The sequence below is a fragment of the Enterobacter sp. MGH 4 genome (genome assembly GCF_000534735.1).
In the GTDB taxonomy this organism is placed as follows: Bacteria; Pseudomonadota; Gammaproteobacteria; order Enterobacterales; family Enterobacteriaceae; genus Enterobacter; species Enterobacter intestinihominis.
The window spans coordinates 47,576-63,485 of record NZ_KI973299.1 but is presented as its reverse complement, the minus strand read 5'-3'; the positions used below and the strand labels follow the sequence as shown (position 1 = coordinate 63,485).

15 protein-coding genes are annotated in these 15,910 nt (G+C 54.7%); 3 read left to right on the top strand and 12 right to left on the bottom strand.

The window, feature by feature from the left end; genetic code table 11:
• Positions 1 to 74: 74 nt before the first annotated feature.
• From ghxP to soxR, 3 genes are all read right to left on the bottom strand, one after another.
• Positions 75 to 1,424: a guanine/hypoxanthine transporter GhxP gene (gene ghxP / locus L350_RS00630; protein ID WP_022646757.1), complete on the bottom strand. Its 1,350-nt coding sequence runs from the start codon at positions 1,422 to 1,424 to the stop codon at positions 75 to 77.
• 297 nt (positions 1,425 to 1,721) lie between these two features.
• Entirely contained in the window at positions 1,722 to 2,393 is a 672-nt protein-coding gene (locus L350_RS00635) for a glutathione S-transferase family protein (RefSeq protein WP_022646756.1), read from the bottom strand.
• Positions 2,394 to 2,703: 310 nt separating this feature from the next.
• On the bottom strand, positions 2,704 to 3,162 hold the full coding sequence (gene soxR, locus L350_RS00640; protein ID WP_003860275.1) for a redox-sensitive transcriptional activator SoxR: 459 nt from the start codon (positions 3,160 to 3,162) through the stop codon (positions 2,704 to 2,706).
• A 98-nt stretch (positions 3,163 to 3,260) separates the two neighbouring features.
• Between soxR and soxS the strand changes: the two genes are divergently transcribed.
• Positions 3,261 to 3,587, top strand: coding sequence for a superoxide response transcriptional regulator SoxS (gene soxS, locus L350_RS00645; protein ID WP_003860277.1), 327 nt, complete (start codon positions 3,261 to 3,263; stop codon positions 3,585 to 3,587).
• A gap of 6 nt (positions 3,588 to 3,593) precedes the next feature.
• On the opposite strand, the gene L350_RS00650 is transcribed toward soxS, so the two are convergent.
• Positions 3,594 to 5,159 carry an EAL domain-containing protein gene (locus tag L350_RS00650; protein ID WP_032627041.1) on the bottom strand — a complete coding sequence of 522 codons (1,566 nt, stop codon included), beginning with the start codon at positions 5,157 to 5,159 and terminating at the stop codon, positions 3,594 to 3,596.
• Between the two features lie 265 nt (positions 5,160 to 5,424).
• Positions 5,425 to 6,825, bottom strand: coding sequence for a sensor domain-containing diguanylate cyclase (locus L350_RS00655; protein WP_032627039.1), 1,401 nt, complete (start codon positions 6,823 to 6,825; stop codon positions 5,425 to 5,427).
• A gap of 431 nt (positions 6,826 to 7,256) precedes the next feature.
• Between L350_RS00655 and L350_RS00660 the strand changes: the two genes are divergently transcribed.
• A complete protein-coding gene (locus L350_RS00660; RefSeq protein WP_022646751.1) occupies positions 7,257 to 7,538 on the top strand; it encodes a YjcB family protein in 282 nt (93 codons plus the stop codon).
• Positions 7,539 to 7,598: 60 nt separating this feature from the next.
• On the opposite strand, the gene ssb1 is transcribed toward L350_RS00660, so the two are convergent.
• On the bottom strand, positions 7,599 to 8,123 hold the full coding sequence (ssb1, locus tag L350_RS00665; protein ID WP_003860284.1) for a single-stranded DNA-binding protein SSB1: 525 nt from the start codon (positions 8,121 to 8,123) through the stop codon (positions 7,599 to 7,601).
• A gap of 251 nt (positions 8,124 to 8,374) precedes the next feature.
• Here ssb1 and uvrA point away from each other — a divergent pair, with 251 nt between their 5' ends.
• Complete coding sequence (uvrA, locus tag L350_RS00670) at positions 8,375 to 11,197, top strand: excinuclease ABC subunit UvrA (protein ID WP_032627036.1); 2,823 nt, start codon at positions 8,375 to 8,377, stop codon at positions 11,195 to 11,197.
• A gap of 3 nt (positions 11,198 to 11,200) precedes the next feature.
• Here the strand turns inward: uvrA and L350_RS00675 are convergent, their stop codons facing one another.
• From L350_RS00675 to pnuC, 6 genes are all read right to left on the bottom strand, one after another.
• Entirely contained in the window at positions 11,201 to 11,554 is a 354-nt protein-coding gene (locus L350_RS00675; protein ID WP_032627034.1) for an MmcQ/YjbR family DNA-binding protein, read from the bottom strand.
• Positions 11,555 to 11,556: 2 nt separating this feature from the next.
• Complete coding sequence (locus L350_RS00680) at positions 11,557 to 11,973, bottom strand: secondary thiamine-phosphate synthase enzyme YjbQ (RefSeq protein ID WP_023299095.1); 417 nt, start codon at positions 11,971 to 11,973, stop codon at positions 11,557 to 11,559.
• A 112-nt stretch (positions 11,974 to 12,085) separates the two neighbouring features.
• Positions 12,086 to 12,799 (bottom strand): acid phosphatase AphA, encoded by a 714-nt coding sequence (aphA, locus tag L350_RS00685; RefSeq protein ID WP_003860292.1) that lies wholly within the window; start codon positions 12,797 to 12,799, stop codon positions 12,086 to 12,088.
• A gap of 267 nt (positions 12,800 to 13,066) precedes the next feature.
• A complete protein-coding gene (gene tyrB, locus L350_RS00690) occupies positions 13,067 to 14,260 on the bottom strand; it encodes an aromatic amino acid transaminase (protein ID WP_023305262.1) in 1,194 nt (397 codons plus the stop codon).
• A 71-nt stretch (positions 14,261 to 14,331) separates the two neighbouring features.
• On the bottom strand, positions 14,332 to 15,345 hold the full coding sequence (locus tag L350_RS00695; RefSeq protein ID WP_032627032.1) for an AAA family ATPase: 1,014 nt from the start codon (positions 15,343 to 15,345) through the stop codon (positions 14,332 to 14,334).
• Positions 15,342 to 15,899, bottom strand: coding sequence for a nicotinamide riboside transporter PnuC (gene pnuC, locus L350_RS00700; protein WP_032627030.1), 558 nt, complete (start codon positions 15,897 to 15,899; stop codon positions 15,342 to 15,344). Before pnuC ends, L350_RS00695 begins: the two co-directional genes overlap by 4 nt.
• Positions 15,900 to 15,910 lie beyond the last annotated feature (11 nt).

The following is a 15,910-nucleotide window of genomic DNA, read 5'->3' as shown; positions in this document are numbered from 1 at the left end:
TAAAAGACAACGGGATGAGTCCTGAAAATAAAAACGGGCGGCCTGAGCCACCCGTTTTCGCATCAATGGATAACTTAAATTGCCCAGCCGCCCGCGTAGAACGCCACCAGCGCAACGGCGATGACAACGGTACCGATGTTCAGCTTGCGCCACTCACCGGAGACCAGACGCCCAATCACCAGCGAGGCGAAACCGATCATAATGCCGGTCACGATGTTACAGGTCAGCACGATAAAGACCGCGGTGATCAGACCGGACATGGCATCAACAAAGTCAGCAAAGTCGATTTTCGCCACGTTGCTCAGCATCAGCAGGCCGACGTACATCAGCGCAGGTGCGGTCGCGTAAGCTGGCACCAGATAAGAGAGCGGAGAGAGGAACAGGATCAGCAGGAACAGTACGCCAACGGTAATAGCCGTCAGGCCGGTTTTGCCGCCTGCCGCCGTACCCGCTGCGGACTCAATGTACACTGCCGCTGGCGCTGCACCCACCAGGCCAGAGAAAACGCTGCTCAGGGAGTCGGTGGTCAGCGCTTTGCCGCCGTCAATGATCTGGCCGTCTTTGTCCAGCAGGTTAGCCTGCCCCGCCACCGCGCGGATGGTCCCGGTGGCATCAAACACCGCGGTCATTACCAGCGCCAGCACGCTTGGCAGGATCACCGGGTTCAGCGCGCCAACAATATCCAGGCTGCCAATCAGGGAGTTACCGTTGTCATCGCTCAGCGACGGCATGGCGAAAATCCCGGAGAAATGAACGGACGGGTCGAAGATCAGACCGACGATGGACACGCCGATAATGGTCAGCAGAATGCCGCCCGGCACTTTCAGTTTTTCCAGGCCAATGATCACCGCCAGACCCACCAGCGACATAATTACCGGGAAGCTCGCGAAGTTACCCAGCGCAACCGGCAGGCCGTCCAGCGGGTTCTTGATGACCAGACCCACGCCGTTGGCGGCAATCAGCAGCAGGAACAGGCCGATGCCGATACCGGTGCCGTGCGCCACGCCCTGCGGCAGGTTGCGCAAAATCCAGCTACGGATGCCGGTAGCAGAGATCACGGTGAACAGTACACCCATCAGGAACACCGCGCCGAGCGCTACCGGGACGCTGATATGCTGGCCCAGCACCAGGCTGAAGGCGGTAAACGCGGTCAGGGAGATGGCGCACCCGATCGCCAGCGGCAGGTTCGCCCACAGGCCCATCACAATCGAACCCACACCCGCAACCAGGCAGGTGGCAACAAAGACCGCCGCTGGCGGGAAGCCCGCTTTGCCGAGCATGCCCGGCACCACGATGACGGAGTACACCATCGCCAGAAACGTCGTCAGACCGGCAACAACTTCCTGGCGCACGGTGCTGCCGCGAGCAGAAATTTTAAACATGGCGTCAAGTGAACCGCCGGTACGCGCAGATGGCGTAGACATAGAAAACATCCCCTGAAAATTTTTATTGAAAGTCCGTAAGCGTGGTGGAGACTCCACTGCCAGCGAAACGTCAAATCCTTGTGCTGCGTTTGCGACGAAAGGGGCGTCACAAAAAAAGCAAACGTTTAGCTCCGCGCTTACAAAACGGGTGGTCAAATGTAGGCAAACGATTATCTAGCCTAATACCCGCCCTTTTCAACTGAACTTTCTCGTTTTTCGCTAAAATTGCCTCATGACGATGAAGAATTAAGCAGAGGATGCGCAAACGTTATCGTCCATGCGCAATTTCGTTACATTTCATCCCCCGCCGGGTATCGTCAGCGGGCCGCCTTTCGCAAGCGTTGTCTGCCAGCCCGGACGTGCCTCCACTCTCTGTTTCCACGCCGCTATGTGGTCGAGATTGTCGATGCCGCCTCTCGCCAGCAGGGCGAAGAGGGGAAAACTCATCTGGATGTCCGCCATGGTCAGCGTGTCGCCGGCAAACCAGCTGTTTTCGGCAAGATGATCGTTAATAAAGCGCGCATGCGTTTCCAGCTGGCGGTTGAGATACGCTTTTTGCACCCCCTGCCCCAGCGCCTTACCCAGCGTGCGCAGGCCAAACGGGACGGGGGGTTTGCCGAGGCTGTTAAATACCAGCTTCATTAACAGCAGCGGCATCAAGGACCCTTCGGCGTAATGCAGCCAGAAGCGATACTGCACTTTATGGGCGGGATCTAACGGTTTGAATCGTGACGCCGAATCGTACGTTTCCTGAAGATATTCCAGAATCGCGCCTGATTCAGCCAGAACCAGTCCGTTATCTTCCAGTACCGGGGATTTTCCCAGCGGATGCACTTTTTTGAGCGCGTCTGGTGCGAGCATGGTTTTTTCGCGCTGGTAGCGCACAATCTCATATGTCAGACCCAGTTCTTCCAGCGCCCAGAGGACGCGATGGGAACGAGACTGGTTAAGGTGGTGGACCGTTAGCATGATGTTCTCCGGTGATTCATACTTTTTAACTATAGAAAACTGAACAACTTCACGAAAAAAATTCGGCTAAAATCTCATCATCTCCGGTGGCAAAAACGGCGGCCGGGCATAGAATTAAAGTGTCAGTACAAACCGGAACCTCCTCCACAAGCTCGACACGAGGAGTACTGATGTCGGGGGAAACCCTCCCGTGAGCCAGCGGGATAGAGAGAAAGACAAAGACCGGAAAAAACTAAAGCGCCCTTAGTGGCGCTTTAGTTCTTTATGCTTGTTGCCGGGTGGCGGCTGCGCCTTACCCGGCACACACCTCTCAATCCTCCTCCAGCAACCGCGCCCCTGTTCCCTGCTCGCCCAGCCTGTCACCCGGGTTACGCAGCGGACAATCGCTACGTGATAAACACCCGCAACCAATGCAGCCATCCAGTTCATCGCGCAGGGCCACCAGCGTGTGAATACGACGATCCAGTTCTTCTCGCCACTGGGACGACAGCTGCTTCCACTCTTTCGCGCTCAGCGAGTGTCCTTCCGGCAATACGCCGAACGCGTCGCCGATGGTAGCCAGGGGGATGCCGATACGTTGCGCAATTTTGATAATCGCCACGTAGCGGAGCACATCGCGGGTATAGCGCCGCTGGTTTCCGGCGTTACGGATACTTTTTATTAACCCTTTGCTTTCATAGAAGTGGAGCGCCGACACCGCCACGCCGCTTCGTTTCGCCACTTCACCGGGGGTTAACAGCGCTTTGATGCGCGGTAATCTCTTTTCCATAAAACCTCTTTACCTCAAGTTAACTTGAGGAATTATACTCCCCCGCAGAGAAAACGACGAATCAACCAGGACAGATGTCTCCACAGAGGGGTAACCTTATGTCGCATCAGCAAATTATTCAGACGCTTATTGAATGGATTGATGAACATATCGACCAGCCGTTGAACATTGATGTGGTCGCTAAGAAGTCGGGCTATTCGAAATGGTATTTACAGAGAATGTTCCGCACCGTAATGCATCAAACGCTGGGTGACTACATTCGCCAGCGCAGGCTCCTGCTGGCGGCGCAGGCGTTACGCTCAACGCAGCGGCCCATTTTTGATATCGCAATGGATCTGGGCTATGTGTCGCAGCAGACCTTTTCCCGCGTCTTCCGCCGCGAGTTTGACCGTACGCCGAGCGACTACCGCCATCAGCTCAATTAATGCGTGTTAACGCAAGGGTTGCTGCTGCCAGGCCATAAATGCCTGGGGCGGCATCGCTTTCGCGAAGTGCCATCCCTGACAATACTGCACGCCACGCTTCAGCAGCCAGCTCACCTGCTCCCCCGTCTCGACCCCTTCCGCAATGGTTTTCAGCCGCAGGCTTTGCGCCATTTCAATGATGTGCTCGGCAATCAGGTGGCTGGTGCTGTTGGTGGTTAAGGTATCGATAAAAGATTTGTCGATTTTCAGGATATCGACGTTCAGCGAATAGAGGTTATGCAGGTTAGAGTAGCCGGTTCCGAAATCATCAATCGCCACTTCATACCCCGCCTGGCGAAACGCCTGAATGACCGGCGTGGTTTTCGGCACGTCAATAAACCCCCGCTCCGTCACCTCAATTTTTATTTGCTGCGCGCGAACCGAGCAAAAGCGGGCTTTGTCGGAGATCAGGGCGATAAGACGCGAAGAGTGAAAATCCGACGCCGACAGGTTAATCGAGACATACAGATCGGGGTGAGCGGCAAGAAAATGGCCCAGATCGGTGAACACCTCCTCCACGACGTAATCCGTAATGCGCTCAATCATCCCCTCTTTTTCGGCCAGGGGAATAAATTCCGCCGGGCTCATAACCTGACCGTTGAATCCTGGCCAGCGCAACAACGCCTCTGCTCCCACGCACTGGTTATTTTTTATATCAATAATGGGCTGATAATGGACGCACAGCTGGCGTTTATTCAGCGCCCGGTGCAGAAGTCGGCCAGGCGAATTGAATTCACGGTGTGTTCGCGACCACACCAGCAAAATAATAATGCTGCAAATCATCCCCAGCGGTAGCGTCAGAGTAGCCTGATGATAAAGCGTTTTATAAAAACGGGCATTGGAGGTTGAAACGATGGCCGCAATGGGCCTCTGCTCTGATTTTACGATCGTATAAAAACGGTCATCTTTCTGAAAAGTCGTTTCCTGATGTCGGAGCATCGAATGCAATAAAGAAATATTGGCTTTCTGACTCACAGAAAAGAATGCATTGCTGACGGTGTCATACACTCCCCACGACAGGGAACGATCGTCTGACATCACCTCACTGTACGAAAGCGGGTTGACCACTGCGACATAATTTCCGCGCTGCATATATATCATTTTATAACCATTAAAAAATGGCGTATCGCGAAAATAATAGATAGCAACGTCGGGTTTACGTGTGTAATTGGCAGCGGGGATGATGTAAGGATGATCCGGCGTAAAAAGGGTCGAGCAGAGAAAGTCCTGGCCTTCAGCATAAATTAAATCGGCAACAAAAAGGCGACCGCGGGAAACGTTCAACATATATTGACGATGCTCCGGCGTACACACTTTACCCTGATATTTTTCCGCGTCTTCCCGGGCCATATCAACCTGTTGAATAACCCGTTCAGTTTTGTTTAAAGCAAGTTCAGCAAACGTGCGCAGCTGAGCGCTGATTTCCGACACGGCTCTAAGCTGGGCAAACCATAGCGCAAGCATCACCGGCAGCATAACTACCATGATAATCCCGACCGCTTTGAGCATTTTGCGCCGCGCGCTACGATTCATTTCCCGCTCTGTATCCCTGCATGTTGTACGCCTGTAGCAATGAAGACCGGCTGCTTTGATAAACAGGTGATTACGTTGCATGAATCATGGGAAGTTAGCAACTGACTTTTGGTATTAAAAATCCTAAAATTCGTGATGCCGATAATATTTTCCCGTAAGCCAAACTAAAAGTATTCATTTCGTTTCTGATAAGGATAATAATTACCCGCGACAGGTGTGGAAAATTTGTTGGCTGAAATAGCCTGCTCTTTGTTCTTATGCTGATTTATAAATAATCAGACGCCAGAACCGTTTTTCCTCTTCCCGTACGCTTGGCGTCATATAATGCCTGATCGGCACGCATCAGTATGGCAGAAGTATCCCGTTGCCCGTGACAGACTTCAACCACCCCGGCGCTGAAAGAGAGTACCAGCGTTTTATCGCCCACACGCAGCGGTTTTGAGATCAGCGCGGCACGCAGCCGGGAAGAGAGCAACGTAGCGGCCATACCATCCGTACGCGCCAGCAGAAGAACAAACTCTTCGCCCCCTACCCGTCCCAGTGCCGACCCGGCCGGGCTCACTTCGCGAATACGGTCGCAAAAGTGAATCAATGCCGCATCGCCAACCTGATGTCCCCACCGATCGTTGATCTGCTTGAAATAATCGAGATCGAACATCAGGAGACAGAAATGGCTACTGACATCCTGCGGCGAACTGGCTGCCAGCGCCATTTTGAGCCGCTGTAAAATTGTCGAGCGATTCAGAAAGCCCGTCAGATCGTCCGTGGTGGCTTTGACGGTCAGCTGCTGTTCTGCTTTTTTACGTTCGGTGATATCGAGGCCAATATTGAGAATGGAGTTATCCGGTAAAAGGATGTTTGACCAGAGGATGGTTAACGGCGTCCCGTCTTTACGCACCGGGTGCCATTCGTACATATCCTTAAGTGGTGCGAAACGAACCGACTCCTGCACGCGCTGTCGCTCCTCGGGATCCGGGTAAAACAGGGCCAGCGGATCGGGGTGCTCGCCGATTTCAGTCATACTCCAGCCAAAGACTTTTTCGCATTCGACGTTCCACAATACACACCGGTTATGCCTGTCAAAAGCGTTCATCAATACCGGAGCACGTTCAAATAAAGTTTTATATTGCGTGACGACGCGCTGCATCTCTTGCGCTGTTTTTTCCCGCACGATGATGTCATCAAAATAATCTTTTAGCTTCTCGACCAATACCACCACGATATTTTTCAATATCGGCAACGAGGTCAGTTTTTCATTAAAAGCCAAAAAGAAATAACCACTGCACTGTCTGCCATGCGCTGAGAGTTTACATAGCACGCCGCTTTGCAGCCGCGCATAGCCCGGGTGCTGAGGGGAAAATACCGCCCGGCCAATATGCTCTTTCCAGTAGATAACGCGCCAGGCGCGGTGATGCCGTTGCAACAGGGTGCTGGCAAGAAAATCCGCCACGTTGAAGGCGTGACACGTCACGTCGCCGGCACAAACCACGCGCGGCCCGTCTGCGGATTCGACACTGACCCACGAGAGATTTGCCCCCAGTGCGCTGTTGATGATTTCCAGCATTTCAACCGGCGAACACTGCGCGTTGAGTTGTGGCATCAGCTTCGCCAGGGCGTGCAGAGCCTGCATGCTGTCGTTAATAATCTCGCGTCTTTTTTCTTTCATTATCTTTTCGCAGGTCATTAATCGAGAGAGCAACCGCAATAACTCATATCTGAATAAAAGAATAAGACCACGAAATCAAAGAGTATGCTGAGTGTTAAAAAAGAATAAAAATCCAAATAATTCAATGTGATGAATTATTTTTGCGGGTACATTTATTGTTCCACACAAGCATAATCCATAGACATACTGCTGTAAACGCTATACAGCCGAGGGTGTTTTGCAAAGGTTTTGCTATCTGAATGAATTAAAAATAAAAATTCCGGCTAAGCGCCGATCTGAGCGAGTACGATATATTTTCCCCGGTTATAAACCCACTTTTACCTCATACGATACTGGCGAATAAAACAGCAAATGTGATATAGTTCACACATCTTATGTAACGAGAAACATTGTTTCATTCCAGTTCGTCTGTTTTGTCGAGGATGGGTTTTATGGCAACCATTACCACCAGCATGGTGCTCCTGCGCTGGCCGTTGTTGAGCGCGGTTTTGATGTTCCTGGCCAGCACGTTAAACATTCAGTTCCGAAAGTCCGACTACGCAGGTCTTGCTGTGATTAGCACCCTGTTAGGGTTGGGTGCCGCATGCTGGTTCGCGACAGGTTTGCTCGGCATTACGCTGGTGGATATGGCCGCCGTCTGGGAAAACATTAAAGTGGTGATGGTTGAAGCCATGAGCCACACTCCGCCAGACTGGCCGATGGTGATTACCTGATAGCCTGTTATAAAAAACCCAGACATTGTCTGGGTTTTTTGTGTTTCACGCGTCTGGATATCAGAACGGGATATCGTCGTCGAAGTCCATTGGCGGTTCGTTAGACGGTGCCGGAGCAGACTGCTGCTGAGGACGAGACTGCGCGCCGCCGCTGAACTGATTGCCGCCCTGAGGCTGTTGAGGCTGACCCCAACCGCCCTGCTGCTGGCCGCCACCTGCCGGTGCGCCACCGCCCTGACGACCACCCAGCATCTGCATGGTGCCGCCTACGTTGACCACCACTTCCGTGGTGTATTTTTCCTGACCGGATTGATCGGTCCATTTGCGGGTACGCAGCTGGCCTTCGATATAGACCTGAGAACCCTTACGCAGATACTCACCGGCCACTTCAGCCAGTTTGCCAAACAGCACAACGCGGTGCCATTCGGTCTGCTCTTTCATTTCACCGGTCGCTTTATCACGCCAGGATTCGGAAGTAGCCAGCGTAATGTTGGCAACTGCGCCACCACTCGGCATGTAGCGTACTTCCGGGTCCTGGCCCAGATTACCGACGAGAATCACCTTGTTTACGCCTCTGCTGGCCATGTTCGTGTCTCCTGAATACGTTTCTTAATAGTGTAAACGCGCGAGTGTACCATTTCCATGCGACACTTTGATAGTTGCGTAGCATGTTCCAGAGTTCTCTCGCGGACTCGACATTGTTACACAGTGAATCAGAAAATGCATTCCAATACTGTATATTCAAACAGGTCATTTTGTGTCATAATTAGCCGTTTCTGACAGCCGTTTGTCCTTCAAACAAATCAGGCAATCCGTGTTCCAACCGGGAAAGGTGAATGGATAAGATCGAAGTTCGGGGCGCCCGCACCCACAATCTCAAGAATATCAACCTCATAATCCCTCGCGACAAACTCATCGTCGTGACCGGGCTTTCGGGGTCTGGCAAATCCTCACTGGCTTTCGACACTTTGTATGCCGAAGGACAGCGTCGTTACGTTGAATCGCTCTCGGCGTACGCGCGTCAGTTCCTGTCGCTGATGGAAAAACCGGATGTCGACCACATTGAAGGGTTGTCTCCTGCTATCTCCATTGAGCAGAAATCCACATCGCATAACCCGCGTTCTACGGTCGGTACCATTACCGAAATCCATGACTACCTGCGTCTGCTGTATGCGCGCGTGGGCGAGCCGCGTTGTCCGGATCATGACGTTCCGCTGGCGGCCCAAACCGTCAGCCAGATGGTGGATAACGTGCTGTCTCAGCCGGAAGGCAAACGCCTGATGCTGCTGGCGCCAATCATTAAAGAGCGTAAGGGTGAACACACCAAAACGCTGGAAAACCTGGCAAGCCAGGGCTATATCCGCGCCCGTATCGATGGCGAAGTGTGTGACCTGTCCGATCCGCCAAAGCTGGAGCTGCAAAAGAAACACACCATCGAAGTGGTGATTGACCGCTTTAAGGTACGTGAAGATCTGGCGACGCGTCTGGCGGAATCCTTTGAAACGGCGCTGGAACTGTCGGGCGGCACGGCGGTGGTGTCAGACATGGACGATGCGAAAGCGGAAGAGCTGCTCTTCTCCGCCAACTTCGCCTGCCCGATTTGCGGCTACAGCATGCGCGAGCTGGAACCGCGCCTGTTCTCGTTCAACAACCCAGCGGGCGCGTGCCCGACCTGTGACGGCCTCGGCGTTCAGCAATATTTCGACCCGGACCGCGTGATCCAGAACCCGGAGCTGTCGCTGGCGGGTGGCGCCATTCGCGGCTGGGATAAGCGTAATTTTTACTACTTCCAGATGCTGAAATCGCTGGCAGAGCACTATAAGTTCGATGTTGAAGCCCCGTGGGCCAGCCTGAGCGCGAACGTACATAAAGTGATCCTGTTCGGTTCCGGCAAAGAGAACATCGAGTTCAAGTACATGAACGATCGCGGTGACACTTCCGTGCGTCGCCACCCGTTCGAAGGGGTGCTGCACAACATGGAGCGCCGATACAAAGAGACCGAATCCAGCGCGGTGCGCGAGGAGCTGGCGAAGTTCATCAGCAACCGCTCCTGCGCCACCTGCGAGGGTACACGTCTGCGTCGCGAAGCGCGTCACGTGTTTGTCGAAAACACGGCGCTGCCGACCATCTCAGACATGAGCATCGGCCACGCGATGGACTTCTTCAACAACCTGAAGCTCTCCGGCCAGCGCGCGAAAATCGCCGAAAAAGTGCTGAAAGAGATCGGCGATCGCCTCAAGTTCCTCGTGAACGTCGGCCTGAACTACCTGACGCTTTCCCGATCGGCTGAAACGCTCTCCGGCGGTGAAGCCCAGCGTATCCGTCTGGCGAGCCAGATTGGCGCGGGCTTAGTCGGCGTGATGTACGTACTGGATGAGCCGTCTATCGGCCTGCACCAGCGCGACAACGAACGCCTGCTCGGCACGCTGGTTCACCTGCGTAACCTTGGCAACACGGTGATTGTGGTTGAGCACGACGAAGACGCCATTCGCGCCGCAGACCACGTGATCGACATCGGCCCGGGCGCTGGCGTGCACGGCGGACAGGTGGTGGCAGAAGGGACGCTGAAAGACATTATGGCGGTGCCCGAGTCGCTGACCGGCCAGTACATGAGCGGCAAGCGCAAAATTGAAGTGCCAAAACAGCGCGTGGCGGCGAACCCGGAAAAAGTGCTGAAGCTAACCGGGGCGCGCGGCAACAACCTGAAAGACGTGACCCTGACGCTGCCTGTCGGGCTGTTTACCTGCATCACCGGCGTGTCCGGTTCCGGTAAATCGACGCTGATCAACGATACGCTGTTCCCGATTGCGCAGACGGCGCTGAACGGCGCGACGCTGGCCGAGCCTGCACCGTACCGCGACATTCAGGGGCTGGAGCATTTCGACAAGGTTATCGATATCGATCAGAGCCCGATTGGCCGCACCCCACGTTCCAACCCGGCGACCTATACTGGCGTCTTTACGCCCGTCCGTGAACTCTTCGCGGGTGTACCGGAAGCGCGTACGCGCGGCTACACGCCAGGCCGATTTAGCTTTAACGTGCGCGGCGGCCGCTGTGAAGCGTGCCAGGGCGACGGCGTAATCAAGGTTGAGATGCACTTCCTGCCGGATATCTACGTGCCGTGCGACCAGTGCAAAGGCAAGCGCTATAACCGCGAAACGCTGGAGATTAAGTACAAAGGCAAGACCATCCACGAAGTGCTGGATATGACTATCGAAGAGGCGCGCGAGTTCTTTGACGCCGTCCCTGCGCTGGCGCGTAAGCTGCAAACCCTGATGGATGTTGGTCTGACCTATATCCGTCTGGGGCAGTCAGCGACAACGCTGTCCGGTGGTGAAGCGCAGCGCGTGAAGCTGGCGCGTGAGCTGTCCAAACGCGGTACCGGTCAGACGCTGTACATTCTGGACGAGCCGACCACCGGCCTGCATTTTGCGGATATCCAGCAGCTGCTGGACGTGCTGCACCAGTTGCGCGATCAGGGCAACACCATCGTGGTGATTGAGCACAACCTGGACGTGATTAAAACCGCGGACTGGATTGTCGATCTCGGCCCGGAAGGCGGCAGCGGCGGCGGTGAAATCCTCGTCTCCGGTACGCCAGAGACCGTTGCAGAGTGCGAAGCCTCGCACACCGCGCGCTTCCTCAAACCGTTGCTGTAATCGTTACACGGAGAGCTGCTGTCGGATCGTTTCCGGCAGCAGTTCTACCGCCTGTTGATACGACGCATCTACCAGGTAGTAAATTTGCGAATCTGGCAGCGAGCCGTCGAGAAACACCGTACTCCAGTGTGCTTTATTCAGATGCTTGCTTGGCCTGACATCATCGTGCTGCTGGCGCAGTAAGTCGGCCAGTTCAGGACTGGTTTTCAGCGATGCCGCAGGACGTCCCTCAACCTCTTTTACCATCGCGAACAACACTTCACCCACTTTGATCTGCGTGGCTTTCCAGTCGCTGTGAACGCTCTGTTCTGCGCCCGGCTTGCTCATGCAGTACTGAAGTATCTCCGAAATTGTCATCTTTATTCCCCTTGTAGCGTTGCGATAATTTTACGCGAACCACCGTGAATGCGATGTTCTCCCAGCCAGATCCCCTGCCACGTTCCCAGCAGCAGCCGTCCGTTGTGGACCGGCAGCATCAACGAGACCCCCAGCAAAGAGGATTTGATGTGCGAAGGCATATCATCCGCCCCCTCGTAATCATGGTCATACGGGGCGTTATCCGGGACGGTTTTCAGAAAATGCCGCTCCATGTCAGACCGGACGGTGGGATCGCAATTTTCATTGAGCGTGAGAGAAGCAGACGTGTGCTGAAGCAGCAGATGTAGCAAACCCGTTTTGACGCGCGGCAGGTCGCGGATTTGCCCGATGACTTCGTCCGTCACCAGGTGAAATCCGCGTGGTTTTGCGCTTAAGGTCAGGGTCTGTTGATACCACATGTGCTGCTCCGTGTTGAAAGATGAATCTTTCTAAGTGTGCAGCAAGAAAGCGAAAGGTAAAACCCGCGCGGCGAGATTTGCTTAAAAAAGCATTCACCCCGCCGTTAATGCATCAGTATTCGGAGTTAACGATCACCTCTTCGCCAAATTTACCGGCCATTGGCAGCGGCCGGTAGGTGGAGTTCGAGGCGCGTAACACCCGGATGCCTCTTGCTCCCACGTCGTGCGCCGCAGTGATGTCGTTATCTGAATCACCGTAGAACACCTTGATATTTTTCTTTTCCAGCCACTGGGTTTTGGTGTTTTGCCCTTCCTGGTCCCCGGCAAAAATGACCGGATTCATGCTGGCCGCCGGGATCAGAAAATCATCCTGTAGCGTTTTCGAGACGGTTTCGGTTTTGGTCTGGCTACGTCCTGTCACGAAGTAAATGCTGTCGCCGCGCTTTACGTGCATGGCGATCAGCGCGCGGGCAACCTCTTTCGGGATACTGAACTCATCCCAGCCGTTGTTCATCTTTTCCCAGAATTCCGGGTTTTTCAGATAGGCTTCGCTGTCAGGGGAGTACGTTTTTTTGCCGCGCCAGAAACCGGGACTGGAGAAGAGAACGGTATCGTCAATATCGAAGCCCACGGCCATCGGCGGGCGACCCGTCAGGCTGTTTTCGATTTGTGCCACTGAAACCCAGTGAATGGGGGCCTGTTCGGCAAGAATGGCGGCGGTGGTTCCGGTGTAAAGCGGCGTGGGTGCAGAAGCCCGCGCAACAACGGTACTATTAAGCGAGAACAATAAGCAGGCGGCGCTGAGCGCCAGTGTGATCTTGCGCATGTTTTCCCCTGAATATTCAGTTTGTTATCTTTTTATTTTGAGCGGATGGTCAAAAACTATCCGACCATAACCCCAGCGGGAGGGGAAGAAAAGGAGTTTTTGCTTATGAAGCTGAATAAAAAGAAGACGATCACAAAGCGCAGAAGAAACGTGTAGACCCGGTAAGCGAAGCGCCGCCGGACAATGATTGGCACCGGCGCGAACAAAAAAGCCGGGTGGCGGCTGCGCCTTACCCGGCCTACATATAGCATGCAAGTAAGTGAATACTTACATTACGGATGCAAACGCCTGCGCCACGCGCTGGACGTTGCCGGCATTCAGCCCCGCCACACACATACGGCCGCTGGCGATCAGGTAGACACCGAACTCTTCGCGCAGGCGATCGACCTGCGCTGCGCTCAGTCCGGTATAGCTGAACATCCCGCGCTGCTTGAGAAGATAATCAAAGTTATGTCCAGGCACGGCCTCTTTCAGAACGTTAACCAGCTCCTGACGCATCGACAGGATGCGCTTACGCATGCCTTCCACTTCCGCAAGCCAGGTGGCTTTCAGCTGATCATCGCCCAGTACGGTCGCGACCACCTGCGCACCAAAGTTCGGCGGGCTGGAGTAAATACGGCGGACCGTCGCTTTCAACTGACCGAGTACGCGTCCCGCGGCTTCGGCGTCTTCACACACCACGGACAGACCGCCGACGCGCTCGCCGTAGAGGGAGAAGATTTTTGAGAAAGAGTTGCTGACCAGCGCAGGCAGACCCGCGCTGGCAATCGCGCGAATGGCGTAGGCGTCCTCCTCCATGCCCGCCCCAAAGCCCTGATAGGCGATGTCGAGGAACGGGATCAGGTTACGCGCCTTCAGTACCTCGATCACCGCATCCCACTGGGCATTGGTGAGGTCCGCACCGGTCGGGTTATGGCAGCACGGATGCAGCAATACGATACTGCGCTCCGGCAGGGTGTTCAGTTTTTCCAGCAGCGCATCAACGCGTACGCCGTTGGTTTCGCTGTCGAACCATGGATAGGTCGCAACCTTAAAGCCCGCGCCTTCAAAGATGGCCACGTGGTTTTCCCACGTCGGGTCGCTGACCCACACGCCGGAATCCGGGAAGTACTTTTTCAGGAAATCTGCGCCTACCTTCAGCGCACCCGAGCCACCCAGCGTCTGGATAGTCGCCACGCGCTTTTGCGCGAGCACCGCGTGATCCGCACCAAATAGCAGCGGCGCAATGGTATTACGGTAGGTATTTAACCCTTCCATCGGCAGATAAAGCGAAGCCCCGTGCGGGGTTGCGTTAAGACGCGCTTCGGCTTCGGCAACGGCTTTCAGTTGAGGAATGATGCCGTCCTCGTTGTAATAAAGACCGATGCTGAGGTTCACTTTGTCGCTGCGAGGATCTTCTTTGAAACGCTCCATCAAGGAGAGGATAGGGTCGCCGGCGTAGGCGTCTACTTTCTGAAACACGCGATGTTCTCCGGATTATTATGAGGCAGGATTTTCAACAATAAACCGGAAGCAGGAGAAGGTCGAGAAGGTTATGAAAACCGTTTCTGGATATGCCCACGAATTTGTTGGATACGTTCAGACGTCGACCCTGTGACGCGTAAATACGGGATATTTCGGCGCGCCAGTTCAGCGATATACCACGACTGCTGCCTGCGGCGAAACGCCGCGCCTTGCCTGGTACCGTCCTGTACAAAGGGAAATTCATCGCCGCACAGTACAACCAGCGAGTAGTCCCGCCCGGCTAAGTCGTGCAGCGCCTGAGGCGCCGAGCCATACTGGTCGAGGGTATAAAACAGCGTGGTTAAGGGCGACGTATCACAAATCAGATAAGGCGCCGTGCTGGCTGCGTCCTCACGCCGCACCTGCTCGCGCGCAATATGCAGGAGATCGTCGCATTCCAGTACTCCGTTCTTTTCTTCCCAGTATTCGCGCCCGAACTCAGCGACATAGGGCGCGTTAAGCGCTGCTGCCAACGCCCGGGAAAGCGTGCTTTTGCCCGTCGACTCGCCGCCCAATAAGCAAATTCGAAAGACAAAACTCCGGTAAACCTCCGCCGAGAGCATCTCGCGGTAGCGATGAACATCAGAGCGAATAAGCGTGCCTGAGGGCGCATCAGGGCCCTCCGGGCGCTGAAGCCGCACGTGCGTGACCGGTTTGCCAAAACGCTGGCTTAATACGCGGGCAAAGCCATCGCCGTAATCCTCCGCAGTGAATACGGCGTCCGGTCGGCAGTGAAAGAAGCGTTCGCACAGGGTAGCCACGTAGTGTCGGTGGCGATCGGCATCTGCGTCGTTGGGCGGCGGCGGTTCAATATCATGGCCCGCCGCGATCTCTGGCGAAAACACCAGGTGACGACACCGCGGGAAACGCGTCTGTAGCCACTGAAGGCGCTTTTCGGGTTCGCACCCCGGCATTTCCGGTAGCGAATAGCTGATGATAAACACCGTCTCGCACCGGGCAAGCGCAGCGTTGATAAGCAATTCATGTCCTGCGTGTAAGGGCGCGAACTTGCCGACAATCAGACCCTCTGCGTAAGGTTTCATCGCGCGCGGATCTCCTTACGCCATTGATATAAACCGTGCCAGGCGTTAAACCAGAACACCAGATACAGAACCGCGGTCAAATGCAGGCCCCTCATCGCATACAGCGGCACGGCAAGGGTATTGACGGCAAGCCAGACGTACCAGTTCTCCAGGCGCCGGCCCATTAGCATGAACTGCGCCAGGATGCTGAAGGTTAAAATAATGGAGTCCAGCCAGGGCGCCCAGGCGTTGGTATACCGATGCAATAAAAGCCCGTACAGCGCCGCTACTGCCACGGCACAGGCCAGCAGAAGGAGAAAATGTCTGGGGTGGGTTCGCCGCACCGGCAATACCTCTCCGCGGTTTCCTTTCAGCCAGTGCACCCAACCCGTTATGCTCGTGATAATGAAAAAGAGCTGTAGGGTAACATCGGCATAGAGCTGCACTGAATAGAAGACCCAGGCGTATAGCCCGCTGCCGAGAATACCGATCCACCACGTGTTGATATTGTTTCTGGCCGCCAGCCAGACAGAGAGCGCATAGGCCAGACAAGCAGCCATTTCAGATGGTGACATATCCCTTCCCG